The organism is Vibrio sp. 779(2023), from assembly GCF_033344285.1.
Lineage (GTDB): Bacteria > Pseudomonadota > Gammaproteobacteria > Enterobacterales > Vibrionaceae > Vibrio > Vibrio alginolyticus.
Map to the genome: position 1 here is coordinate 177,291 of NZ_JAWPOM010000005.1, position 23,337 is coordinate 200,627.

Here is a 23,337-nt window from a genome sequence, read left to right on the forward strand (position 1 = left end):
TTATAGCGCTCCCGTATCTAACTGCTCGCTGAGTAGCGGTGCATAAGCCCAATATTGCGAGGCTTGTAAGCTGGCTTTGCCCGATTCAGTTAATCCTGTTTCGTTGATAAAACCATGCAGCTGCAATGTTTCGCTTCGCTTGATGGCATCAAGACTATTTACATCAAACATCAACTTAACTGTGTCATTGTCAACAAGTGCTGCCAGGCTCTTACCGTGTCCAGCATAAAGCAGCAACAGGACAACCAAGTCGTACTTGTCGGGCAAATACGCCGCCAATTCTGCTTTTTCCTCAGCAACCGGTGTTGCGACGCCCGCGTGATCAACGAACCAGTTTAACCAGCCTACTAAAGCCTCAGTATGATCAAGCAGATTTAGCGACCACAAAGGCAACGTCGTGACTGCAAACAAACCACTGTTGCTATGTTTTCGGACATAACGAGTATGTACAACATCGCCTACCATATGCTGCCTCTGATCTGCACTACCAACAAATCCAACAACGGCTTGGTTGGTTTCACTTGCCAGTACTGCCGTTAATCCTGCGTCTTCAGAGATCAGGCTAGCTGGTGCAAATGTCCAATCCAGCGCTGGTTGCAGTGCGGCAAACTCAACATGCTGTTCAAGCTGCGGGTTAATAACTAAAGCCGAACAACCCGTTTGCATCGCCCATTGAAACAAGCCAATTAAGGCTTGTTTCTCGTTCAACTCTTCAGCTTGCACCAACAACAAACCTTTGGCTGGTGGCGAGCTAAGCCACTCCGTGTCGAGTGGTATTGCTCCCGCAACCGTTTGTAAAAAGCGCCCTTTACGATTGCTAGCCAATGCCGACGACAAATAAAAACTCATCGCATGACCTCTACAATACCGCAGCAAAGGTTAAGCGCATTTTGACGATGCCTTTATCAACTAAACCTTGTCGCTGCTCAGGAGTTAACATCGGCTCTTGATTTTGGCTTAGCGCCTCATAAACCGGCTGCCACTCTGCCAGCGTTAGCCCAGTGCCTTGTAAAATCGCTTCACCTTGGCTTTGCCAATCTGATAGGGTTTTATCACACACCATCACAAGCTCACTGACTCCTAATTTGTCCACATCGGCGAGTGTTAACTCAGCAGGTAGTGGTTGCTGCTGCGAAACCAGTAGTGGTTTTAATAGAGGCAACCAACTATTTACCTGAACGATGGCATCGCGTTTTACAGCTGCAAGGTTATTTTCAATATTGTTCAGTCGACCTTGAATAGGCGCAATTTGTCCACGTGCCGATTTCATCAGCTCTTCCGGCAAATCACGTAATCCCGTGAACTGACCATTGCGCAAACTGGCTTGCATGCTTTGACGTTTACTTTCAGCATCAACAGGTAAATCAGCAATTGCGTCTTCAATCAATTGCAACTTCATTACCAGTTTGGGAAGTTCAGCAATATCATCAGCATATTCATACGCAGCAGTTGCACTACTGAGCAGTTGCTGTAGTTTTTGAGCACGTTGGCTTTGCTCATCTAAGTTATTGATCAGCTTCTCAAAGCGCTCTTTACAATTTCGGTAGCTGGATAAAATACTGCCTTGGATTTCAGCCATCGGTAACTGCTGTTCTGTGTGCAGATTTAACCCGACTTCAGTAGCAAGAGCAGAAAGTTTATCTTGCGCTTTACCCAAATCGAGTTTGCGCAGGTAGTGCAATAAGGTATCACTGCCCGCCTGCTGCTCCTTTTTCCCCGTCGCGCTACTGGCGTCCTCTTTTAAAGCACCATCCAAAATATGCCCAACCGTGCGCAATGTATTGGTATACAAACTTTTAGGAAAATGGCTGAGTGTTACACAATCTGCGTCAACATCATTGATTAGGTCTGAGATCCGATTGCTGATGCGCTCAGCGCTTCGTTCAACAAACTCAGCAAATAAGCAAGCCTGTTCAACTCGCTGGTAAAGCGAAGTGCCTTTGTCTTCCAAATCCAGAATATGCGCATCTTTAAGCGTAGGTTTGCTACTGTTCAATGGCTTAACTTTGGCTACTAAGTCCAACACTTCAGCGCGCTTATTAACAAGCCCAGCTAAAATATGAGCCTCACCCACTTGGTTAATATCTTCCAGCTGTTCTTCTTGTTGCTTAAGAACACTAAAGAGTGTTTGTGCTTTTTCCAACTGTTCTTTGGCTTCTACCGTGGCATAACCGAATTGGTTATTACCTTCCGGCGCAAAGACTTCATTGATACGGCCATAGCCATACACGCGGCTCATCACTTCTACGTTGGCTTTGTAACTGTCTTGGTCGTTACCACTGAACCAGTTTTTCGCCTCGCTAATCGCACTACCTAAACGGGAACGTGGGTAGCTCTCCCAAATCGCTTGTTTTTCGGTTGGATTGGCTAAAGTGAGCAAATTCAGCTCACCACACCACCACATCCAGTCTTTAAACACGCTTATGGCGGTAATATTGGTTTCAGCGACATAGGCAAAATAGAACTGCTGTTTAAAGCGTTCGAAATGCCATTTATGCTGTTTGTTTGGGTGAGCAATACGCGCTAAAAACAGCGGGATTTGTGCTTGGCTGCGCTGTACATTATTTAGTTCTGTAAACAACCCAGCGTGCTCATCAGCGGTATAACCCTTCGCCATATAGCTGCCTGGCACTTTGAGTTTGTCCAGCAAACCGCTGAGCTCATCCACCGGCACACCATGCTGCTGTTGTAAATCCAGCACACCGTTAAGTTCTGGGTGTGCGATAGCTAGCTGATACCAGCCTTTGAACAACAGTTCGCGATCATTTTGCGATAGCTTGCCGTCCACTTTTAGTGGCCAAGCAATTAAACCAGCCTTTTGCAAACGCTGGCGCCATTTATGGATTGCCTCGTTGGCAAAAGTACTCAGAGCATGCAGCTTGTTGTTGAACTTAGCGGTGAAACTCTCGGGACACAAAGACACGCCATGTTGGTGGCAAACTTCCACACTTAAACCAATACGCTCTAACTGGTCCGCTTCACTTGGGTTCACGTAGTGCAGTAGTATCGCATCGCGCAATTCGTTGTTTTCTTCTAGACGGCTATATTGCTCCATTAAATGCGCAGAGGCCGTTAGTGCCAGTACCGGCATACGTCCAGTTTTACGGCAGTATGCGGTGGAAAAAGAATGAAGATTCTCCAACTCGTTTAGGTTGCTCACCCATGCAAACAAGGCTTTACCTTCTGGGTGCAACTTAAACCCTTCCAGTGTGAATAGGCCACCTTGGCGGCTTCGCGGTTCGGTTAGAATCGCCAGTGGCGCATCGTCTTGCCCTTCTTTGTTGTCCAACAGGCTCTCGTCATAGCCCCAGTTGTTGTCCAGCAAACGCACAAAGCCAGTTACTCGGGTTAACGCTTTTATGATTGGCTTTTGGCTGCTTTGTTTACTCAGCGCCGCCATCGCCTGCTCGTGACCATCGCCCATGCTTGGTTCTTTAAAGATCAACGAGTTCTGTTGTGCACTTCGGTAGCGTAAATCCAAACGTAATAACATGGCCACGCTCGGGCCAATGTGGGTCGCTTCGCTGGCATCTAGCTCGGCGGTTTCTCCGACCAACTTGTGCCATAGGGCATCTGCGGCAAATTCAATGGCGGGGTGATCGTACAGTAAGCTCAATAAGTACTTAAATTCACCTTTAGACAGCGGCAATAACACTGCACCTTTATCACCACTGGCAGCCTGCTCTTTAATCGAGAACGTACGTAGGTTATCCAGCAAGGTGTCTAAACTGAGCGCTTGGTCTACCGCAGGGTAGTACCATTCATCATTGTCGCGGCGAAATTTAGCTTGTTCTAGCGCTTGGCGACACTGCAAGCGGTCGATGCTCAGTTTCCGATAGTGTGCGGCTATCGGCTCTTGGTCTTCGTTTTTCAGTGCCAAAAGTTCCGTTGCTTGCTTCACCTCAGGCAAACGCACAGGTAGCTGGCCATAAAGCAAACTGCGGCACTGGCCTAATAAGGCTCTATCGCGAGTTTGAATCCCTTCAATGGCGCCCTTATCGAGCACGTGGTTGGCCACACGGCCAGAGCCAGCCAACACCGCTTCAAACAATTCACCCACATCATTAATGCTGCGGTCCGCTTGTTGATATTGGCTAAGTACCGCATCCACATTGGCCATGACCACGTTAAACCAACCGAAGTTAGCACCACTCATGGCATAAACGGCTTCCACCAAACCTGCTGGGTAATCAAAACCCAGTTTGCCATCGTTTAGTAGGCTGGCGACATAGTCTGACACATCGGCAAACGCATTGTGCTCAAGTTCGACCAATTCAAAGCGGCGCGCCACTGATTGAATTTCACGTAGCTCCTGACCCAAAAGTGGCGAGCAAAGAGCTACATAACGCAACCAAGGCAACTTACGACGAGGGTCTTCATGCTTAATTGCTTTACCAATTAAACGAATGGCTTGGCCATCAAGACGTTTGTCTTGTTCATCTTCCAAACCAAAGGTGGCAGCTTCAGCGACGGTTTCAAGTTCATCGAGCACAACTAACACATATTGCACACCAAAGCGTTTTAATAATTCGTACGCGGCTTGAACTAAACTTACCACCAAGTTTGGATCAGTGTAGAGCTCTTCCTCACTATGATTTACGTCTAACTGCAAAGCGTCTGCCAGCAACTCAGATTTAAAACCGAACGGCATTAAACGCTCATAGGCCTGTTTAGCAATTTCACTTTGAATGGAGCCATCAAAGGATTGGGTCGCCAGTGGCAATAGCGCCTGATACAAGCCAAAGGCAAACCAGTTATCTGCCTGTTGGTACTTTGACTCCACTTGTGAGTATCGAATATAGAGAGCTAAGTATTTATCTTGTTCTTCAACAGTGAACAGTTTCTGATCATGTAATTGGCCTTGGTCGTCACGCACAAACCAACCTTTCGAGCAGTCGTTAATTTGCGCCACCAGCTCATGGCCTAAACGAGATTTACCACGCCCCCACTCCGCCTCTACGGCAAATACATGGGCAAAGCGATCATCGTCATGGTCAACCGTGTGTAAAAAGGTTTGAAAGCGCTTAAAAAAGCGGCTTTGACCAACCAATGGATCACGCGGTGGATAGTCCGACACACCCGTCGCTGCCCAGCGGTGTTGCTTGGCTAGCTTATCGACGACGACATCATCTAATTCAAAACTCATCACGAAAATCCTTTAACTGTTTATTCTGTTAGCCGAGCTGGCACATTTTTTATTGGCATAGCTGGTTTGGGCCAGTTGCTTAATCGCCTGTTGCAAATGTTGGCTTTTATAGCCAAACAGCGGCGCCAGCGGCAGGCTGTAACAGGCATCGCTAAAATCGGGGTGAATACGGTAATGACCTGGTTCGCCTCGCCCTGCTTCAGTGAACTGCCAAATTTTGTTTGCCAGTAACTCGGCAATTAATGGGCTAAGTGCACGATTCAATCGCTGCATATCTTCTGCGCTATTCGTTAGCGCGGGGTAAAGTGCGATATTTAGCTCGCCCAGCAACTGCATTAAAAACTCGGCCAAATTACCTAGGCTGACTTCATCACCATCAATGCCTTGCACCTCCACGTTCACTTGAGCTGGGGAAAAGGCATTTTGTCCGGCGGGCAGAGTCAGCAATAAACCGCCGCGCTGCTCGGCGGCCCACGCATCTTGCACAAAGCTCACTAGGCTTAATAAAAACCACCAAGGCTGGTGGGCGAAGCGCTCAATAAGCTTTGCCTCATCATTGACAGGACGAGACACCAACAACCAGTTAGCATTGGGTTTGAGCGGATGATTGAAGCTGTATTCGCTAAGCAAAGTGTCCGGCAGTGCCAGCAATCGACCTTGGCACCAGTTGTCGGCAAGCTGTTTTGCGCTAATATCGACCAGTTGGATTGGCGTTAAGGCTTCGGTTTGTTCACTCAAAGTGTGCAACCTAAAACAGGCACGTAATATGCGGCATAACGCCGGTATAGCGGCGTTGTCGTTTAGGCTGTGGCCGAGTAAATCTCGCTCTAGTTGCGCCAAAGGGCCCGCGGCAATTTGTGGCGCAGCCCCTGGGGTATTACTCGCGTTTTCCAGCTGCGTGAACACCCATTCGCTGGCATTGCCCAGTTGCTGGATAAGCTTTACTAACACCTGCGGGTCACTCATGGCGCCCGCCTCGCGACAGCGGGCAGCGGCTAAATTAAGCCAATGTGCGCGCACTTCTGGGTTTAACCCCAGAAGTGCTAATTGCCATTCACCTAGTTGGCTGAGTTGATTATAAGCATCAAGCAAAGAGGCGCTTAGGCAATAGGCGTAGCTCTCTCCCTTTGCATCACCATCTGTATCGCCAGCCACAATCGGCTGTAACAGCTTTTTTAGCGTAGGAATGGCTGTCAATAACTCTGCGGCTTTATCGCCTGATAACCCGCCACAGGACCAAAGCTGGTTGAGTAACTGGCAACCGCTTCGGGCGATGTCGTGGGATAACAGGTTACTGACTTGCGTGTTACCATCCATGTTACTCGCCACCATAGCTACTCCTCAGTCTCGGCTTGAGTGGCACTTTCTAACAAGCGGTACAACTCATCAAGATCACTAAACAGTAGAGTAGAACCTTCAATGGCGTAACCTTCGTTACTAAGTTTGCCTAAAATCGCTTGGTCTAAGCTGTTATCGCCATCGTCCAAGGCCTGCTGGGCTTGGATAAGTTGTTGTTCGGTGAGTTGGCCTTCAATTAGGCCTTCGACTAGGGTTTTGGCACTTCTAGTTAGATTCGTTGCAAACGCCTCCAATTCAACGGATTGCTTAGATAAACGAGCTACGAAGTCCCAATCATTAGGAATCTCAGGAACTGGTATAGTTTCAATGTCATCCTCAGAAATTACAGGGTATGTCGTCCACGTACATCGTTGGAGCAGAAGTAATTTACCAGCGTCGTGCCTCAAAAATTCTTTGAGCCAATATCCGAAGTTTTTGTTTTTAGGCTTCAACCTAGCTAGGAATACAGAATAAAAAGTTGTGCTCGATGATTCCTCTATAACTGCGATCGCTCCTCTGTTAGGCCTCCGCGTAGAAACAGCCACATCCCCCTCATCAAATACCCTCTGGGCATTATTAGGGGCCTCTCCATATTTATAGAAAGTCCCAGAGCTAAAGGCTCCTTTACCTACATCAAGATCGCCTATTTCTTTATATATGCAGTCAGCCGACGGTTTTATCTTTGCTCTAACGGTAGGTGCTAAACGACCAAGTGTAGTCAGCTTTCCGAATCGATCTAACAAGCCCTTTTCGACTTGAGTGTAGTGGTCTGAGTAATACTCTGCATTTAGACGAGGAACCAAAATATCTAAAGATATTCGCGTATGGTGATGCTCTGGCTTAGTTAAACTAATCCCAGTAAATAACCCGTCAAAATAATCGTTGATTTTTCCTCTACAAAGCTTAGCCCAAGCGCGCAGTTGCTCGGCTTGGCGAACTTTATCCCCGATGTATTTTTCTGCTTGAGGCTCAATTCGAACAACTTTAATCTGTCGCAGCTTTTCATTGTTAATCCATTTCTGAATAACGCCAGTGGCCTCCCTTAAAAACCTCATTCTTCCATGGTTCGAGTTTAAAAATGCTGCGAGAAAGTCTCCATCATAGTTATCCTGAAGGCGAAACCTTGTGACGTTTTCACTGATTGCTGCACCATTCATTTCAACTGAGACGGCACTTGCAGCACCAACCTTACCTTTCCGACAAACAACTAAATCACCAGTTTCACATAGTGACTTTGCTACCATCTCTTTGCATTTAATATCCACGTAAATGACATCCGCGCCATCTATGTAGCCTTCCATCAGGTTCTGAGTTCGAATGTAAGGAATGCCACTCGAGTCGTTAAACTCTATACCCCGCAAAAACTCAAAGCTTCCATTCGACGTAAGATCAGAAATAGCATTACGAGCATTGGTCACACTACTCTCAAGTGTAACTTGGTTGAAACGTCCAAGCTTATCCTCGTTTTCTAATAACTCTCTTGAGTAATATTCACCGTCGAGCCTATCTGCTATTTCATCTGGTTTTATACGGTTAAATAGGGATGCAGGCATAATCACTCACCCCGCTTATAAGCAGAAACAATGGTATCCAGATCATTAGCAACGCCGGCGTTATAGTCTTCGATATTGTTTTTCACCACATAACCTAAGGTTTCGGCTACCGCCATAAACACGTCGGTTTGTGGCTCAGGTAAAAACTGTTCGGGTTGGTCTGGGTTGGCGTGGCGTTTTTGCAAATACAAAATCGAGGTTTTTGCGCCTGTACCAGAGAGCTTAAAGCAGTCGCTTGGCAGAGAAATTACTGCTTTAACGATGGCTTTACCACCGACAAATTCGCCAGTTTGCTCATCTTTCTTGCCCATAATGTACTCGCGCACATAACGGTCGCCTGAGTTACATAAAATGCCATCAGGTAAGACAATCATTAAACGGCCACCGGGTTTAAGCAGTTGCAGGCAGCGGTCGATAAACAGCACAGCGGGATCAATGGTGGAGCTCACTGGCTGCCAGTTCCCTTTACCATCAGGTTTGCTACCAAGTGCCAAACCGGCTGGGCTAGGCTGCAGACTGTAAACTGGCTTTTTGTCGGTACCGCCAGTTCGGCGCAAATCTGTGCGGTAACCCGCCCATTTGGGGTTGCCATGCTCATCAAGCTCTAAATCGCCGGTATCTACCCACTTCATTTTTAAGTGGTCGTAGTAAGCGTTATAGCTATCAACGACTTTTTGAGCAGGGCGAAAGCCACCAAGGACTTGCTCCATATTGGCTTCATAGTTCTTTTTCGACTCTTGGCCTTTTTTGTCTTTACCAAACTTAGGGGTACCAAATGGCGGGTTGGTACAAATAAGGTCAAAGCTATTTGGCTTCAGAGCTTGAGTCGTGAGCGAGTTATCGGTATAGAAAATTTGTGCTTTGGGCGCCCCTTGCAACGCCATATTGACGCGAGCCAACATCACCATGCGCGGTGCAGCATCGGCGCCCGTAAAGGCATTGTCGCGAAGCTGTTGTTTAAGTTCTTGTTTTTTGTCGTCGCCCAAGACCAGCTTAAAGTCGATCCATTTATCAATCTGACTCAGTGCCACTGAGCCAAAACCAAAGGAACCACAGGTTGGGTCACAAAAACGAAAATCGCCATTGGCCAGTCGCGAGCGCATTTCATCGTCATCGTCAATATCATGCATCGCGATTTCGAGCATGGCTTGTTTCACTGGGTTTGGTGTGAGGTATACGCCAAGGCCGCCTTTGGATTCAAAGTTGGCTCGCAGGAATACATCAAAAACTCGACCGAGCAAATCCCCAGACACATCACCCAAGGTGCCTTGCTCTTTCACGGTTTTGCCATCGTTGGTTTTGACTGGCCCCAAGTTTTGAATGGCTTCAAGCAAATCTTGGTAGTTTTTGGCCACTGAGAGGCGCAAATGTGTGTCTTTACCAAAAATAGCGTTGCGTGAGCCATCGTCTGAGATCACTACATAGTCTTCATGGCTTTTAAATTCTTCAAACGCAGCTTTGATTTGTTCTACTGCTTTATCACCATTCTTGGCGACATACTCCCAGTCGTATACATCACGGAAACGTAACGTATTACCGGCTTCATCTTTAAAGGTAAGATCTTCATCGTGGTGTACGCGGAAGCTCTCCAGAAATAGCAATTTAGCCACTTCTTCGATGATGTCGTTTTTATCGTTCACCTTATCTTTGGTAACGCGATAGACATTTTCATGAAATGCATCAAAGCGTTGCATCAAACGGGTATAAACTCGCATAGACCAACGAAACGTAGGATCGCGTTCCAGGCGGTCAAAATTACGCAGCTCTTCCAGTGTTGGGAGTGCATCAACTCCATGGGTGCCGTCTGAACCATCTGCACCGAAAAGGGCAAGAATACGATGGTTACTACCATCTGCCACGACGGCAAAAACAGGCCAGTCTCCTTCAACATCACTTAACAGCTGGTAAGCCAAATCATCAAACTTTGCTGTATCAGCAGCATATTCCCAATGACCTTCAAGCAGGGAAACCAGCATCACTGGTGGCGTCAAGTTCCCCTCGACCAATCCTTGAATAAGGCCTGCTTTGGCAAACTCATGCTCCGGCAGTTCTACTAATGGCTGAGTGAACTCGCCATGCTGCGCCACCAGCGTTTGAAATTGCTCATCGAGCGCAATGGTTGGGTCTATCTTTTTTTGTTTAGCCATGATGTCTTCTTAAAATCTGTTCTCTAATAATCATTTGAGTTGAATGCAGCAATTAATTTTCCAGAACCAAAAATGGCCCTTTTACTTGAAGCTGGCTGTGCTGCTGCACCAATTTGCGAATTTGTTGTTCTGAGGTCACAACCCCAGCAGGAAGCTTTTTCAACACTTGCGCCAAAGGCATTCGCCCACCGGCTTTCTGCAACAACTCAATGAGGTGCGAAGAAATATCCGGTGTGACGTTGTAATCTGCGCCTGGATAATTAATCTCGTTGTCGACTCGCAATGAAGCAAGCCACAGCCCCACTTGAGCTTGACTGAAGTTTAGTGTACGCCATAGTTCTTGGTGCTCATCAAAGATGACTTCTGCCGTTTTCGGCTCCGCTCTTAACTGCACAAGCAGTTGGCTTAGTTTTGCCTTCTGAATCTCTTGGTCCACTGAGAGCCTCACCGATCAGTTTGTTGGATTTGCGTATTGATCCATGCATCTAAGTCTTCACGCTTGAAGCGCCAAGAACCACCGACTTTAAAGCCCGGTAGCTTTCCTTCGCTTGCTAATCTGTATGCAGTTTTTTCGGCCAACTTTAGGTAAGCAGCCACCTCTTTCAAGGTTAAAATTTGGTCTACCATTCAGAGTGTTATCTCATTTTGGTTTAATTCATCAGAATTGATAGTGAGAGAATATGGGAAAATTGGGGAATGAACAATGATTGTTGTTTCATTATGAGATTAAACGCTTATTCCATATTCAGGCACTCTACTCTTGTTTGCCTTCTTCACAATGCATGTACGCGTCACTCAACCAGGTAGCCTCTTGCTCCAACGCTAAGCCATACTTCTTCATTTCCGTTACCAGCTCTCGCAGCGCAGGGGATTGATCTAAAAGTCTTTGGCTGTTTCGCTCGAAAGATTCAAATTCCCGAGAGGTATCAACCCTAAGACCATTTTGTCCATAATGGTTCAAAAGCCCCTTCCAGTTAGGCATCATCCAAAACTCTGCTCTTTCTTCTAGCTTCTCTTTCAGACGCCGGAAGTTATTTAGCCCGACTCCATCATAGTCAGCAAAAAAGTAGACCATCGGTGCTCTTTCAGGCACCGATAGCCAATCAATCAGTTTGTTGTGTAGCTGCCCTCGGTACCAAATAACGGTAGTGGGTTCGTTACTGGGTAGCCAATCTAGACGGTCAAACAATGCTTGGTTTTCCACCAGTCAAATAGAATGATGAGTTTGAAGGTTCTTGTTTCTTTCTCCACCCACTTCAAGGGAAAAAACGCCAAACTCTTCTGTCGCTATATTTAAGTGCTCAGTTAGTATTCCAGCAACCTCCCATAGCGGATTTGCAACCGTTTTAGCCAGCACATAGGTGACATTGTGACCTACTCTTCCTTGTTTGCTGCTGCGTGTGGAGGCTATGTTTATAGCTCTTTGCGGAGCAGATGGAGACACGTTTTGATTTGGTGCCAACTGATCCAGTGTGACTTTAACGACATCCATATCTAGAATGCGGTAGACAACGCCACGCCCTTTAGGAGTAACTTGTACACTCTGAGTTTTGCGGCTGAACTCTTCAAGCTGCTTCTTCTGAGATGGCGTCAATGTAGTGGTACGGTGAATTTGCTCTTGGAGGCATTCCAGTAATTCAAAATTCATCGTTGTTGTAAGCACTCCTCCATCCATTCATCGACCTCACCTTCCACCCAAGCTACAGCCCTATCTCCTAAGCTGATGGATTTTGGAAACTCACCATCATTCATTTTTCGGTAAATCGCTGAACGGCTTAATGCTGTTTTTTCCATTACTTCTTTTAGTTTTAGAAATCTCATGGGTTGTTCTCCTTGTTATTCGTCATAACAGGAGTCCGCCATTAAATTTTTAGACAGAGCGCCCCTCCAGATTGCACCCTCATTCAAAAGCCTTTCAGATATATGTCATCAAAGTGAATCGTTACCACTGTTTATTTTAGGAGGCATATCATGCGAAACACACCCTACCCACCCCATCAGCCGTCGAGTTTGAACGAGCTACTTGAAACGGCAGCAGAGGCTCTTGCGCAGAAGTACAAACGCGAAGGGACGTTTACTAATCCAAACAACGTAAAGGAATATTTGAAACTCAAACTTGGTTCTTACGACAGAGAAGTGTTTGCGCTGATGCTGCTTGATAATCAACATCAGCTAATACGATTTGAAGAGCTGTTCTTTGGCACTATCGACGCCGCTAGCGTGTATCCAAGAGAAGTAGTTAAAGCAGCGCTCAACGGCAATGCTGGCGCCGTGATATTTGCCCACAACCACCCTTCAGGAGATCCGGAACCATCAAGTGCGGACAGGCGCATTACAAAAAGGCTCAGCGAGGCTTTATCACTCATTGACGTTCGGGTACTCGATCATATCGTGGTCGGTGAAAGTTGTGTCTCGTTTGCAGAAAGGGGCTGGATATGAACAGCATCAATTCAAAATATGGCTGTGTATCTTTATTACCAGAGCTACAGCAGTATTTAGTCGCGTCAATAAGCCTAGCTGCCCTTCCCGAGCACTCAAAACGAATTGCTCTTAACTTTCGCCATTACGACTATCACGTTAATCAAACCGGACCACACCCTATTGAGATCCACTTAACTCGACTAGACGATAGCCATGTTTGGAAGATTACTACCATGACCAGCTTTTCGTTTCCTGACGACTCAAGCTCGGAATTGGAGGTCGAGCTCTATTTTAACTTAAATCACCAATGGTTTTATCAACCTGATATTGAGCGGTGTGAACTGAACCGACCGGAAGTGATAGCGCTGTTCCATTCATGGCAACGTGCATTACTTAAGGCTTTCCGTGATGGCGATTTCGATACTTTTGCCATCTCAACGATCGACCGAACACCCCAAACCACAGTTTAAATCCGATATCGATAAACATAAGGCGCCGTTATGCGGTGCTAGGAGGTCCTATGCCTGTAAAAACATCAACGATTAGTTTTGCCCCTACATGCTTACCAGTATCGAAGGGATTTCATAAATGCCTGGCCCAAGCGCTAAACCTTCACCATCAAGGTTTGGGTAATCACATCACGCTAAATTTTCATGATAAAAGCTACAGCGCTGCAAATGGTGGTTTTCACCCTGTCGAGATAGCACTACAAAAAGTGGAAGGGACGCATTACTCCATTTTGTACATTACCGACTTTAGTTATTTCAATGGTCCTTATCCAGAGCTGGAGAGAGATGTCGATTTTGATATTGGTAATGGAATGGCATTTTCTCGCTATGGGGGATGGCAAAGTATACGTGAACCCTTAATAGCGGAACTGTACGAATTGTGGCAAAGCAACTTTGTCGCTTATGTCGACATGGACGCCTACGACGAAGTCAAAGTCAGCAGCCACTAAACCATCACAACTACAAGCCAACCTAAAGTCTCGTTCAAAAACACTCTTCACGGGCACACGTGAGTACTGATGTCGCTGCTTCCCATATTGGTAAAACGGGAAGCTCCGATCCCTTGCTACATAAGGGTTTGGTGCTGTCGGCCTCTCTGTGCTTCCCAAAACATCCCTCTACAGACAAAAAAGGAAGCAGGCTATGTCTGAGGTCCAAGCGATCAAAGACGATGATACTATCCGCCTGATTGGCCACCTATTGAGTATCCGTTGTCACCCCCAGTTCGCCGATGTCTGGCTGATTGGATTAAACCTGGCATTACGAATATCCGATTTGCTGTCTATCCGCTTTGAAGATATCCAAGGTGACAGGCTTATCATCCGTGAGAGCAAAACGCGCAAGCTGGCGAACATCCGGTTAAACACCAAAGCACAGCAACATATTGCTAGGATTCGAGCTGAGCACCCAAACCACATCTATCTATTCCAATCCTACCGATGCCAGCAACTAAAGCATAGACCACCGCAGCCGCTCTCACGGCGTGCGGTCTCAGAGGCATTTCAGCAGGTCGGGCAAGAACTCAATATCGCGCTAGGTACCCACTCCATGCGCAAAACACGAGGATATTTCCTCTACCAATCCACCAAAGATCTTGGACGAGTAATGAAGATGCTACGCCATAGCTCTGAAGGCGTGACGCTTCGTTATATCGGTATCACCCAAGATGAAGTCGACAAAGACTTCGTATCACTCGAACTGTAACTAAGAGAGGTTTCTATCATGGAACATTTACAACCTGGCGATCACCTGGTGGTCGACATCAGCAATAATACCAGTCAACAATACACCCGTTACGCTGGTGCTAAGCATCATGGGCTTTATATCGGTGATGACATAGTGATTCATTTTGACGCATACAACGACATGGTTACAAAAGATACATTAGGCTGTTTTGGTGGGGGTTGCCCAATCAGCGTCAAACGTCATGCGACTATCCCTAGACGAGCTATTGAACTAGCTCATAACAAACTTGGTGAAGGAGGCTACAACGTTCTAACTAACAACTGTGAGCACTTTGTTAACTACTGCTTGGACGACCATCATACATCGGGACAAGTAGCAGATAACTATCATGTAGGTGCCCATGTCGCTGCTCGTGCCGGGCTTCTTGGTCGTGGAGCATTAGATCTAGCAAAGGGACCTATTGGCATTGTTACCATTGGCTCTACCCTTGCTAAGACCGCAGGTGAAACACTTGGACTACCAGACAGAGTTAATACAGTCATTGGTACCCCGGTGATTTGGTATCTAAGCCTCTGGAATCATGTATTAATGGCGCAGGGAAAACAATATCAAATACCACCGATAAGATCTGCGATGGGGATATTGTCGGTGCCGCTGGAGAATTAATTTATGGCACTACTGAGACCGTAATAGAAACAGCGTTTGCACCTGTGCATGTTGTTTTTAAGTGTTGGGATGCCATTTGGGATTAACTATGTTAAGGCTAGGAGAAAACCTAGCCTATTTTATTATCGCAGACTACAACCAAAGCTTCTATTTCCCTCCCCATAGTGCTTGGTTTCTTTTTTTGCCAAATAGCTTACCCGATAGAATAGGTCAGAGTACTGCTTCATGAATTCATATTTATCCCGATATAGATAATAACCACCATTGTCAGAGAAGTGTACTAGACCGGTTGCGTTAACATAATCCACCCCTAGTGCGCTAGCCCATGATGAAATAATCATACCAGATAAACTAACCCTACTATTCCAGTCACCTAGTCTATGATACCTATCCTTATTAAATAAAAGAACAACATGATAATGTTCATTTATCGAGCTATCCCTTTCCCTGCACCAAATATATCTCACGCTTGTTGAATACACCCTTTTGTTATTTCTACGATACCTCTGGTCTGTTGCTTGTATTTTTGCCTTGAGCGAATCTACAAATCTAGAGATAAGCCTACCTCTGAATCGACAATGGTTAACAGGCTCGTCTCGACTCAAGCAATCCAGCTCTTGGGAAGCTTGTGGTATCTTTAGGTCTATCCTCACTGCATACACTCGATTATCTTCATCACATGCACGATTAATCGTGCATAGAATCCGGTCTAAGTATCTTGTTTGGTAGTCATTCACATTCCCCTGTATTGGGAGTCCCTTGTAGTGGTTCTTGCTCATTTTTCATTACCTATGGTTTTTCACTCATAGATAATCAACAGCATTAATTTTTTAGTGACGATACCGTGACGTGATCATACTAGGGTATGTTCACTAAGAGCTATGTATATAACTATACCAACACGCTCGAAGCGATCCTGTCACGAGATTCCCCCTTCTATAGCAATTGCAAAATTACATACGTAACACCGAGTAAATCGCTCTGGAGTTATCAGTTCCAACAAAAGCCATGATAAACAACCCATCTTTAGTAGAAATCCTTGATAGAGTGAGGATTGAGAAAGAAAAAACCTTACTCAAAAATTACGTAATAATTATGTGATAATTACACGTTATTTATGCTTAACTTAGTGTAAATTTATGTAGTAAAAGTTTGATTTGCCTGAAGGAATGTTCAAATGGATTTAAAGCTAGGTAGTTGGAGAGAGGGTTTCTTTTATGCACATGAGTTAGACCTGCTCCTGGGGTTGAATTGTGGTAAGATACTTAACCGTATACGCGATTTGAAGGACGCTGAACGCTACTTACGCACTCTCTTATCCAAGATCTCAAATGCCGAAATAGTCAATAAACTGGGTAAAAATCCACACCAGTTTAATGATAAGCATACACTGGTTACACATCTTAAAAGTAAGTTTTCCGAAGAGCATCAACTTCCAAACGACGCCTACCAATGGTTGGAAGATAACCTAAAAGCTTGCGCATTTTGCTACCAGTTTTTGTATCTGAGGTCATGCCGTTCTGATGACAAAATCATTGACGATGCAGGTAAAGCATTAAACCCGAAATACTTACGCCAGCCACTTATTAAGACTACTACCTTCCCTAGATTACCCTCCTTCTTGAGAAACAGAGATAGAATAAGAATTCCTTTAATCCGACATCGAAAACTAACACCAAATACAATTTCAGAACTTATTGACTGTATTAAAACTTCTTTTAAAGAAAGTGAAATTGATATAGCAGGACAAGAGTACATTTTAGCGCTGGTAGCAGATGCCTGGAAAGAAGCCTCAACAAAAAACGAATGTTCTTCATTTAGTAAATGGTTTAATATAGACATACCTGAGCAAACATCATGGTTTAAAGAATACTACGCAAAGAAATACCCTAACATTCAACTATCATGGAACTCAGTGAATGAACAAGATTATTTTTATATTCTTTATGCGGAATTTTGTTATCTTTGTTTAATAGATCTAACATTTGCGAAGCTACTTTTAAAAGAAGCGAGAAATAGCTGGAATCAAAGGAATTTTCAATCAAAAAACAAAGGCACGAGATCTAGAAGCATATCAATGTCAGAGAGAACTAATAAACGTTTAGACTGGCTTGTAAATAATAAAGACAAAAAAATAAATGCATTCATTAAAGAACTTATTGACCTTGAATTTGAACATTTAGGTGGACCCTCCAAATTGTGAACTTTATAAATGGAGAGCAATCATGCTCTCCATTAGCAAACTGACTACCGGTTAATAACCCTATCAATCACCCAAGCTTGAACCTCACTCTCAACCCAGGCCACAGATCTATCACCAAGCGACACCTGCTTTGGAAACTGCTGTTTATCTATCGAGCGATACACACCAGATCTTGATAACCCAGTCATCGCGAGTACTTCATTTAAGCGGATTAAACGAATTGGTTTATTTGGCATAGTGGCACCTCTTCAATAAGTAGATTTCACTCTGATGACATATATCTGAAAAGATTTGGTATCGATGTCTACTGGCCATCGACTAGAGTGGCCCACCGCTCATACAGCCAGCCACTAGTTAACCTGCTGCAGGTAGCTGCCTCCGGTAACACTGTAACTTCCATAGCTTGACTTCTCGATATGCTCACTCCACCAGGACATGAGCTGACGTCGAGAGTCGAGATAGTCGGTTCTGTTGTAAGCTTTGCGTATTTGGTTCTTATCGGTGTGAGCCAGCGCAGCTTCAATCACATCAGCATCAAACCCTTTTTCGTTGAGTGTGGTACTAGCAAGTGCCCTCATACCGTGAGCAGTCGTTCTATCCTTAAAGCCCATTCTGCCAAGCGCTTTGTTGGCGGTCTCGGAATCAGTAGGTACCTTAGGATTACGGCTCGATGGAAAAACAAATTCACGATGGCCACTAATCGGTTTTATTGCTTCAAGGATTGCCAAAGTCTGGGCCGTGAGAGGAACTACATGTTCCCGGTTCATCTTCATGCGCTCTTTCGGGATGATCCACAGCTGATTTTCCATATCAATCTCTTCCCAGCGAGCACCAGAGGCTTCATTAGGTCGAACCATAGTGTGAAGCTGCCACTCAATTAAAAAACGCGTGACGTGCTGTATATTGGCTGTAGCAACCGTGCGAATAAGCTCATGCATTTCATGCGGTTGTAGTGCTTTCATGTGAACGACTTTGTGTTTCTTAAACACATCGCGAATGCCAGACAATGGATTGGCATGGATAACGCCACTATTTACCGCGTAGTTCATGATCTCATTCATTAACTGCGCAGTTCGTTTCACCGTTTCAAGCAAGCCCTTTGATTCAATTGTCCGTAAAGCCGCGATGGCGATTGGCGCCGTGATCTTACTTACTGGAATGGTACCAAGCTTTGGAAAAGCGTAGAGTTCGAGCTTACGCCAGTTCCCATTCAACGTCTTTTCTTTTATCTGCCCCTCTTTTGTCACCTTCCATTGCTCGGCAACAAACTTGAATGTCGCATTTTGCTCAGTGATCGCTTTGGCTTTCTGTTCTGCTTTCGCTAATTGAGGATCGATGCCATCGGCAAGCAACTTCCTTGCTTCGAGGGCTTTCTCTCGTGCCTCAGCGAGAGACATGTCAGGATAGGTACCAAAAGAGAGATAGGTGATTTGATCCTGACCTGGACGCTTGTAGCGAAACTGCCAAGATCGAGAGTTACTGGGACGCACACAGAAGTAGAGGTTACCACCATCAGATAGTCGATAGAGCTTATCTTTGGGTTTTGCTGTTTGGACTTGCCTTGCCGTTAGATTGTTCGCCATTTTGATCCCTCAAGTAATACCTGCTCTAAGCTGGATAGCCGAAAAATCTAGGTATTACTTATGACTGATAACTATCTAAATTAAATGAAGTTATAGCTCATGGTGATGGAAAAATTGACAACGAAGTAATACCTGAATTAGTGCTCTAAAGTAATACTAGCATCAGATCGTGGGCCTGGGTATTACTTTAGGTATTACGAAAAACAAACGCTTTTGTGGAACATTATGGAACGCTACAGGACTGTAACTAATTGATTTTGATAATCTTCAGATAAGAAAAAAGACGTCCTGAGACGTCTTTAAACTTGAATGTGGCGGTGAGTGAGAGATTCGAACTCTCGATACGTTGCCGTATACACACTTTCCAGGCGTGCTCCTTCAGCCACTCGGACAACTCACCGAATCAAATTTTGGTTAGCATCATTGGCTAACGAGGCGCTAATTTAATGATTATGTGCCTGATGGTCAAGGCTAAACATAAAAAAAAGCGCCCTTTTCGAATCGATTGCTCACTAAGTAACTAAATTGAGCAAAACTGGGGCATTTAGATGCTTTGAGAATAACCGGGAACACGGAACCAACGGCGGCACATGTCCAAGAAGTACCCATACAACACACCCATGCCACAAGAAATAACAGCGTTACTTGCTACTGCGGTCACAATTTGATCTGTAGATGCGCCAACTGCGAATAAGATACCCGCATAAACTGGAGATTGAAATAGTACATAAGCGACCAGATCAGAGATATTCTTCATAAAGGAAGACGGTGACACCTTACTACCTTGATGCAGCACCCAATCACGAAAAACCCCATACGGCCAAGCAATGGCGATATTCACTGGAATCGATAGCGTACGCGATGCTAGAGATTGCTCAAATGTCATCCCTGAAATCAAAATCTCGACAATCATCCCTGTGATAAAGCAAAAAACAACCATAGCAAAGGTATCCGCTGCGGCGTGACGAATACAAAATGGTCCACGAGACTTCATTTACAAAACCCTTAAAATCAAACACTGCGATTAATGAAAATAATAAAACTATTAACCACCAATAAGACATCAAGCCAGTTAATGATGCAATTAGAACACACAAAAACTAGCTTATGGCTCTGCATTTAAAATTAAGTTGTAAATTTATAACCAACTTTTAAAGTAAAAGTAGTTTTTTTCACCAATGGCGAGTAAAAACGCCTAAAATCACGTAAAAATGGTACAAAAACACGGATTTCACTTACATAAAAAGGGGTTACGATAATTATTTTGACGTAAAGTTAGAACAAAACTCGGACCGAAAACAGTCACTCCTATAGCTTATGCTACCAAGCTGCGAAAATTCAGAGTATTACCGATATAATCACAGTAGAAGGTCTTGCTGTTTTACTCGTAAAAGTAAAACTGCAAGCCTGTTCATTGCGGGTTAGAAGAGTTTGTCACGAAGCTGGATGACGTATGAATAGTAAGAACAATTCACAGTTGCGCCATATTGATTAAATTATGGTGAGGCCAGCAAAATCGTTAATGTATCGATATCATCTTGGTCTGGGGATTGCTGACGCTTTAAGTTACTTCTTATCCGTTCGGCGACTGAAGAAACGTCGCCACTGAGTTCAAGGGGAGCCTCCGCAATGATCGCTGAAATAGCCTCAAGTGCTTCATTAAGATGTCCATTATCTAGAGCGACATAGAAGTTGAGTAACCACTTTTCAGCATTAAAGCTATCTGCTGCATTTCCATCAAAGTCCGATTGGTACTGATATAACTGTGTCGCATGAAGATACAGTGCATCATTTAATTCAGACTCCACTATTGGTTTCGCTATTATGTGGTCTGCTCCTACATTAATCATACGCTCTTGTGTTTCTTTGAACACATCCGCTGTACAGCCAAAAATCAGTACCGACTTAGCAGGTGAACTCATTGCTCGAATGGCTGATATGGCCCCAACGCCATCTAGAACAGGCATATGATTATCCATCAGTATCAAATCAAATGGTTTGATCGCAACCTCATCGACTGCAAGCTGACCATTTTCGACACTTGTGCACTCAAAGCCCTTGGCTCGGAGGAAAGTTTCCATAATGATCGCATTTGTTCGGTTGTCTTCAACAATGAGTGCTTTCAACCCTTTACAGTTCAATTTATGTGTATTGATTGACTCTACTTTACCCGGCTTGCAAGGTGTAAGGGCAATTTCGACAGTAAAAGTCGTTCCAGCGTCCTCCTGACTCTCTACAACCACTTGCCCACCCATATGTTCCGCGATTTCTTTGACTATTGCTAAACCAAGCCCTGTACCACCAAACCGTCTAGTCGTTGATGACTCTGCTTGCTCAAAAGGACGAAAAATGCGTTTTTGTGCCTCTTTTGAAATACCAATCCCTGTATCTTTTACCTTTAGTATCAGCTTGGTGCCAGCCTTACTCGATTTCTCGGCTAGCTCTACCTCTACGATGCCACGATCGGTGAACTTAACAGCGTTATTGAGTAGATTGAACAGTACTTGACGCAAACGGGCTTTGTCATTGTTGTACCAACGACCCGTTGGTAAATGCGAGACTACTCTAAAGCGAAGACCTTTTTCTGCACATAGCGTTTGATAAACACTCTTGATACTGCCGATAATCGACTCAATTGGGAAAGGCTTATTTTCAAACTCAACATGCCCTTGTTCAATTTTTGAGTAATCTAAAATCTCATTGAGTAATGTCATCATGTGATCACCTGAATCATAAAGTGTTCTCAGGTGCTTACGCTGCTCATCGGTAAGTGGTGTTTTTAACAGTATCTGGGCAGTTCCTAGTACACCGTTCATTGGTGTGCGAATCTCGTGGGACAATGTGGCTAAGAATGCCGTTTTAGCGTTTGTCGAAGCCTGAGCTTTTATTCTCTCCTGCTCTAAATAGATCGTCTTTTCATTGAACTTCTCGATAAGCTGTCCGATTTCGTCATCGCTATCGTAGTCAATATCTATGATCCCACCAGTTTTCGAGTCATCAATCTTAACGGCAATGCGAACAATTGGTTCAACAATATAGCGATTCAGTAAGTAGTAACCGACCAAGACACACAAGAGCAAAAATGGAATGATCCTCCCCTCAACGCTCATCACTTGTTCAAACACTTGATCGGCGACTTTAGCTTTTGCGTTGACAACTTCCATGCGCCAGTCGAACTCTCCGAAATCAAGCTCGCTGACATAAATTTCGTCCGTCAGTTGAAAGTTGTGTTCAATAATCACGTTTGAGTCAGCATCGCGAACCACTACCCCCAAAGAATGCTGGTTCGTGTGCTCTCGAATAAACTGAAAAAGTGCATCTAGTGATAGGTCTACCGTTACAACTCCAGCGAATCGACCGTTTTGGTAATATGGAGAAGATGCGGTAATCATCTGGACCTGAGTAAAGGTGTCGATGTAAACCGTAGACCAACTAACAGAACCTACCGGAGCATCGGCGGCAGCGACATACCAGGGTTCATTATCATAACCGCCAGATTCGGGGTTATTGTAGGAGTGAATTTGGTCAATACCACTATCACTGTTTTTATTGAAGAATAGACTTTTATATCTCCATTGTTCTGCTTTGAGTTCGGGTTTAGGCCATACGCCACCACTAACAAGCATCTTGTCACTCAATTGAAGTATATGTGGAATTATTGTGTTGAGAGATTGAATATTTTCAGTCCCTTGGGCTAGCCCTACTAAGCTGCTCAATACACCTGTAGAACTGAGGAGGGGCTCTTTTATCTCAAGAGCCAGGAGTTGGGTACGTAACTCTAGGTTTTGCTCTAGCTTTTGTCTAACCGGTGGCTCAACAACCAAATAGGCGACAGAACCGATAGTGGCGATAAAGAAGCACAGGTAAAGTGTTAGGGCGAGAATGCTTTTTTTTCTAAGTGATGAGCGAATTTCCATAGATGTGTGAATCATTCCCTAATATCGATTTATCACTAATTGATTGGTAAGATGAGCGCAATCAACCAGCCCATTAACAAATGGTATTCTATTTTGAAACTACAAGACATCCTTTCTCTCCCAGAACTTGACGGTAAACTACTAAACCTAGCAAAAACTCAAGGCTTTGTAACAGCGATGGCTGCAGCGCCAAACGTATTAATGCCTCAAGAGTGGTTGCCATTCTTATGGGGTGGAGAAGAAACAGCGCCATTTGCTGACGGTGAGCAACTAGAGCAATACATTGACGAGATTGTACAAATGTGGAACCAAACTCGTCCCGCTCTCCTAGAAGGCACTTGGCAGTGGCCTGCAGGGTGCGCGCTAGATGAGCAAGACATTGTAACAAGTCAGGCTCGCGATTTCTGTGAAGGTGTATTACAAGGCTGGCAACTTGCGCGTGATGACTGGGAAACGTTGATGCCTGAGGATAGCGAAGATAATGCCCTACTCGGTGGTGTTTTACTTTCTCTTACTATGCTTTACGACCCAGAAACGACCATTGAAACATTGGCCGAACAAGGTATGGAAGGCTTAGAGCAGTTTGAGGAAATCTTCAATGCAATGCCAGTGATGTTATGTGGTCTTACCCAGCGCGGTGTTGCATTAGCTGAAGAACAATAGACGCAA

22 protein-coding genes and 1 tRNA gene are annotated in these 23,337 nt (G+C 44.8%); 7 read left to right on the top strand and 16 right to left on the bottom strand.

Annotation, left to right across the window (positions count from 1 at the left end):
• The 10 genes from R8O70_RS09190 to R8O70_RS09235 all read right to left on the bottom strand — a co-directional run bounded on the left by R8O70_RS09190 (nt 1) and on the right by R8O70_RS09235 (nt 12,005).
• A complete protein-coding gene (locus tag R8O70_RS09190; protein WP_258645948.1) occupies nt 1–849 on the bottom strand; it encodes a hypothetical protein in 849 nt (282 codons plus the stop codon).
• Nucleotides 850–859: 10 nt separating this feature from the next.
• The gene (locus R8O70_RS09195) at nt 860–5,146 is read right to left on the bottom strand and encodes a hypothetical protein (RefSeq protein WP_258645950.1); all 4,287 of its coding nucleotides are present in this window, start codon (nt 5,144–5,146) and stop codon (nt 860–862) included.
• 12 nt (nt 5,147–5,158) lie between these two features.
• Complete coding sequence (locus R8O70_RS09200) at nt 5,159–6,478, bottom strand: hypothetical protein (RefSeq protein ID WP_258645952.1); 1,320 nt, start codon at nt 6,476–6,478, stop codon at nt 5,159–5,161.
• 2 nt (nt 6,479–6,480) lie between these two features.
• Nucleotides 6,481–8,037: a restriction endonuclease subunit S gene (locus tag R8O70_RS09205; protein WP_258645955.1), complete on the bottom strand. Its 1,557-nt coding sequence runs from the start codon at nt 8,035–8,037 to the stop codon at nt 6,481–6,483.
• A gap of 2 nt (nt 8,038–8,039) precedes the next feature.
• Nucleotides 8,040–10,184, bottom strand: coding sequence for a class I SAM-dependent DNA methyltransferase (locus R8O70_RS09210; protein ID WP_258645957.1), 2,145 nt, complete (start codon nt 10,182–10,184; stop codon nt 8,040–8,042).
• 52 nt (nt 10,185–10,236) lie between these two features.
• Nucleotides 10,237–10,620, bottom strand: coding sequence for a hypothetical protein (locus tag R8O70_RS09215; RefSeq protein WP_258645959.1), 384 nt, complete (start codon nt 10,618–10,620; stop codon nt 10,237–10,239).
• 8 nt (nt 10,621–10,628) lie between these two features.
• Nucleotides 10,629–10,811, bottom strand: coding sequence for a methylation-associated defense system helix-turn-helix domain-containing protein MAD1 (gene mads1, locus R8O70_RS09220; RefSeq protein WP_132699715.1), 183 nt, complete (start codon nt 10,809–10,811; stop codon nt 10,629–10,631).
• 127 nt (nt 10,812–10,938) lie between these two features.
• Nucleotides 10,939–11,388, bottom strand: a complete 450-nt coding sequence (locus R8O70_RS09225; protein WP_258645961.1) for a Wadjet anti-phage system protein JetD domain-containing protein — start codon at nt 11,386–11,388, stop codon at nt 10,939–10,941.
• A 3-nt stretch (nt 11,389–11,391) separates the two neighbouring features.
• On the bottom strand, nt 11,392–11,832 hold the full coding sequence (locus tag R8O70_RS09230; protein ID WP_258645964.1) for a hypothetical protein: 441 nt from the start codon (nt 11,830–11,832) through the stop codon (nt 11,392–11,394).
• Nucleotides 11,829–12,005, bottom strand: a complete 177-nt coding sequence (locus tag R8O70_RS09235; RefSeq protein ID WP_171384256.1) for an AlpA family transcriptional regulator — start codon at nt 12,003–12,005, stop codon at nt 11,829–11,831. The genes R8O70_RS09230 and R8O70_RS09235 overlap by 4 nt, the downstream gene beginning before the upstream one ends.
• Nucleotides 12,006–12,155: 150 nt before the next feature.
• Here R8O70_RS09235 and radC point away from each other — a divergent pair, with 150 nt between their 5' ends.
• The 5 genes from radC to R8O70_RS09260 all read left to right on the top strand — a co-directional run bounded on the left by radC (nt 12,156) and on the right by R8O70_RS09260 (nt 14,965).
• Nucleotides 12,156–12,623: a RadC family protein gene (radC, locus tag R8O70_RS09240; RefSeq protein ID WP_258645966.1), complete on the top strand. Its 468-nt coding sequence runs from the start codon at nt 12,156–12,158 to the stop codon at nt 12,621–12,623.
• Nucleotides 12,620–13,075, top strand: a complete 456-nt coding sequence (locus R8O70_RS09245) for a DUF2787 domain-containing protein (RefSeq protein ID WP_258645968.1) — start codon at nt 12,620–12,622, stop codon at nt 13,073–13,075. The genes radC and R8O70_RS09245 overlap by 4 nt, the downstream gene beginning before the upstream one ends.
• Before the next feature lie 50 nt (nt 13,076–13,125).
• Nucleotides 13,126–13,563, top strand: coding sequence for a DUF2787 domain-containing protein (locus R8O70_RS09250; protein ID WP_258645971.1), 438 nt, complete (start codon nt 13,126–13,128; stop codon nt 13,561–13,563).
• A gap of 193 nt (nt 13,564–13,756) precedes the next feature.
• Nucleotides 13,757–14,317 (top strand): tyrosine-type recombinase/integrase, encoded by a 561-nt coding sequence (locus R8O70_RS09255; RefSeq protein ID WP_258645972.1) that lies wholly within the window; start codon nt 13,757–13,759, stop codon nt 14,315–14,317.
• Between the two features lie 18 nt (nt 14,318–14,335).
• Nucleotides 14,336–14,965: a lecithin retinol acyltransferase family protein gene (locus R8O70_RS09260; RefSeq protein ID WP_258645975.1), complete on the top strand. Its 630-nt coding sequence runs from the start codon at nt 14,336–14,338 to the stop codon at nt 14,963–14,965.
• A 122-nt stretch (nt 14,966–15,087) separates the two neighbouring features.
• On the opposite strand, the gene R8O70_RS09265 is transcribed toward R8O70_RS09260, so the two are convergent.
• Complete coding sequence (locus R8O70_RS09265) at nt 15,088–15,744, bottom strand: inovirus Gp2 family protein (RefSeq protein ID WP_258645977.1); 657 nt, start codon at nt 15,742–15,744, stop codon at nt 15,088–15,090.
• A 398-nt stretch (nt 15,745–16,142) separates the two neighbouring features.
• On the opposite strand from R8O70_RS09265, the gene R8O70_RS09270 reads away from it, so the two are divergent.
• Nucleotides 16,143–17,168, top strand: coding sequence for a hypothetical protein (locus R8O70_RS09270; RefSeq protein WP_318184148.1), 1,026 nt, complete (start codon nt 16,143–16,145; stop codon nt 17,166–17,168).
• Nucleotides 17,169–17,212: 44 nt separating this feature from the next.
• Here R8O70_RS09270 and R8O70_RS09275 read toward each other — a convergent pair whose 3' ends face one another.
• The 5 genes from R8O70_RS09275 to R8O70_RS09295 all read right to left on the bottom strand — a co-directional run bounded on the left by R8O70_RS09275 (nt 17,213) and on the right by R8O70_RS09295 (nt 22,668).
• Nucleotides 17,213–17,404, bottom strand: coding sequence for a helix-turn-helix transcriptional regulator (locus tag R8O70_RS09275; protein ID WP_258645983.1), 192 nt, complete (start codon nt 17,402–17,404; stop codon nt 17,213–17,215).
• 114 nt (nt 17,405–17,518) lie between these two features.
• Nucleotides 17,519–18,751, bottom strand: a complete 1,233-nt coding sequence (locus R8O70_RS09280) for a tyrosine-type recombinase/integrase (protein ID WP_258645984.1) — start codon at nt 18,749–18,751, stop codon at nt 17,519–17,521.
• A gap of 312 nt (nt 18,752–19,063) precedes the next feature.
• Nucleotides 19,064–19,151 (bottom strand) — tRNA-Ser (locus R8O70_RS09285).
• Between the two features lie 144 nt (nt 19,152–19,295).
• Nucleotides 19,296–19,745 carry an L-alanine exporter AlaE gene (locus tag R8O70_RS09290; protein ID WP_054575116.1) on the bottom strand — a complete coding sequence of 150 codons (450 nt, stop codon included), beginning with the start codon at nt 19,743–19,745 and terminating at the stop codon, nt 19,296–19,298.
• Between the two features lie 502 nt (nt 19,746–20,247).
• Complete coding sequence (locus R8O70_RS09295) at nt 20,248–22,668, bottom strand: hybrid sensor histidine kinase/response regulator (RefSeq protein WP_258623670.1); 2,421 nt, start codon at nt 22,666–22,668, stop codon at nt 20,248–20,250.
• A gap of 51 nt (nt 22,669–22,719) precedes the next feature.
• Here R8O70_RS09295 and R8O70_RS09300 point away from each other — a divergent pair, with 51 nt between their 5' ends.
• The gene (locus R8O70_RS09300; protein ID WP_318184149.1) at nt 22,720–23,331 is read left to right on the top strand and encodes a YecA family protein; all 612 of its coding nucleotides are present in this window, start codon (nt 22,720–22,722) and stop codon (nt 23,329–23,331) included.
• Nucleotides 23,332–23,337 lie beyond the last annotated feature (6 nt).

Bases quoted from the DNA above. Each gene is read 5' to 3' on its own strand.
- R8O70_RS09210 (WP_258645957.1), bottom strand. From the start codon at position 10,184: ATGGCTAAACAAAAAAAGATAGACCCAACCATTGCGCTCGATGAGCAA.
- R8O70_RS09230 (WP_258645964.1), bottom strand. From the start codon at position 11,832: ATGAATTTTGAATTACTGGAATGCCTCCAAGAGCAAATTCACCGTACC.
- R8O70_RS09265 (WP_258645977.1), bottom strand. From the start codon at position 15,744: ATGAGCAAGAACCACTACAAGGGACTCCCAATACAGGGGAATGTGAAT.
- R8O70_RS09295 (WP_258623670.1), bottom strand. From the start codon at position 22,668: ATGGAAATTCGCTCATCACTTAGAAAAAAAAGCATTCTCGCCCTAACA.
- R8O70_RS09195 (WP_258645950.1), bottom strand. From the start codon at position 5,146: ATGAGTTTTGAATTAGATGATGTCGTCGTCGATAAGCTAGCCAAGCAA.
- R8O70_RS09260 (WP_258645975.1), top strand. From the start codon at position 14,336: ATGGAACATTTACAACCTGGCGATCACCTGGTGGTCGACATCAGCAAT.
- R8O70_RS09235 (WP_171384256.1), bottom strand. From the start codon at position 12,005: ATGAGATTTCTAAAACTAAAAGAAGTAATGGAAAAAACAGCATTAAGC.
- R8O70_RS09275 (WP_258645983.1), bottom strand. From the start codon at position 17,404: ATGCCAAATAAACCAATTCGTTTAATCCGCTTAAATGAAGTACTCGCG.
- R8O70_RS09280 (WP_258645984.1), bottom strand. From the start codon at position 18,751: ATGGCGAACAATCTAACGGCAAGGCAAGTCCAAACAGCAAAACCCAAA.
- mads1 (WP_132699715.1), bottom strand. From the start codon at position 10,811: ATGGTAGACCAAATTTTAACCTTGAAAGAGGTGGCTGCTTACCTAAAG.
- R8O70_RS09270 (WP_318184148.1), top strand. From the start codon at position 16,143: ATGGATTTAAAGCTAGGTAGTTGGAGAGAGGGTTTCTTTTATGCACAT.
- R8O70_RS09245 (WP_258645968.1), top strand. From the start codon at position 12,620: ATGAACAGCATCAATTCAAAATATGGCTGTGTATCTTTATTACCAGAG.
- R8O70_RS09205 (WP_258645955.1), bottom strand. From the start codon at position 8,037: ATGCCTGCATCCCTATTTAACCGTATAAAACCAGATGAAATAGCAGAT.
- radC (WP_258645966.1), top strand. From the start codon at position 12,156: ATGCGAAACACACCCTACCCACCCCATCAGCCGTCGAGTTTGAACGAG.
- R8O70_RS09190 (WP_258645948.1), bottom strand. From the start codon at position 849: ATGAGTTTTTATTTGTCGTCGGCATTGGCTAGCAATCGTAAAGGGCGC.
- R8O70_RS09300 (WP_318184149.1), top strand. From the start codon at position 22,720: ATGAGCGCAATCAACCAGCCCATTAACAAATGGTATTCTATTTTGAAA.
- R8O70_RS09250 (WP_258645971.1), top strand. From the start codon at position 13,126: ATGCCTGTAAAAACATCAACGATTAGTTTTGCCCCTACATGCTTACCA.
- R8O70_RS09255 (WP_258645972.1), top strand. From the start codon at position 13,757: ATGTCTGAGGTCCAAGCGATCAAAGACGATGATACTATCCGCCTGATT.
- R8O70_RS09290 (WP_054575116.1), bottom strand. From the start codon at position 19,745: ATGAAGTCTCGTGGACCATTTTGTATTCGTCACGCCGCAGCGGATACC.
- R8O70_RS09200 (WP_258645952.1), bottom strand. From the start codon at position 6,478: ATGGTGGCGAGTAACATGGATGGTAACACGCAAGTCAGTAACCTGTTA.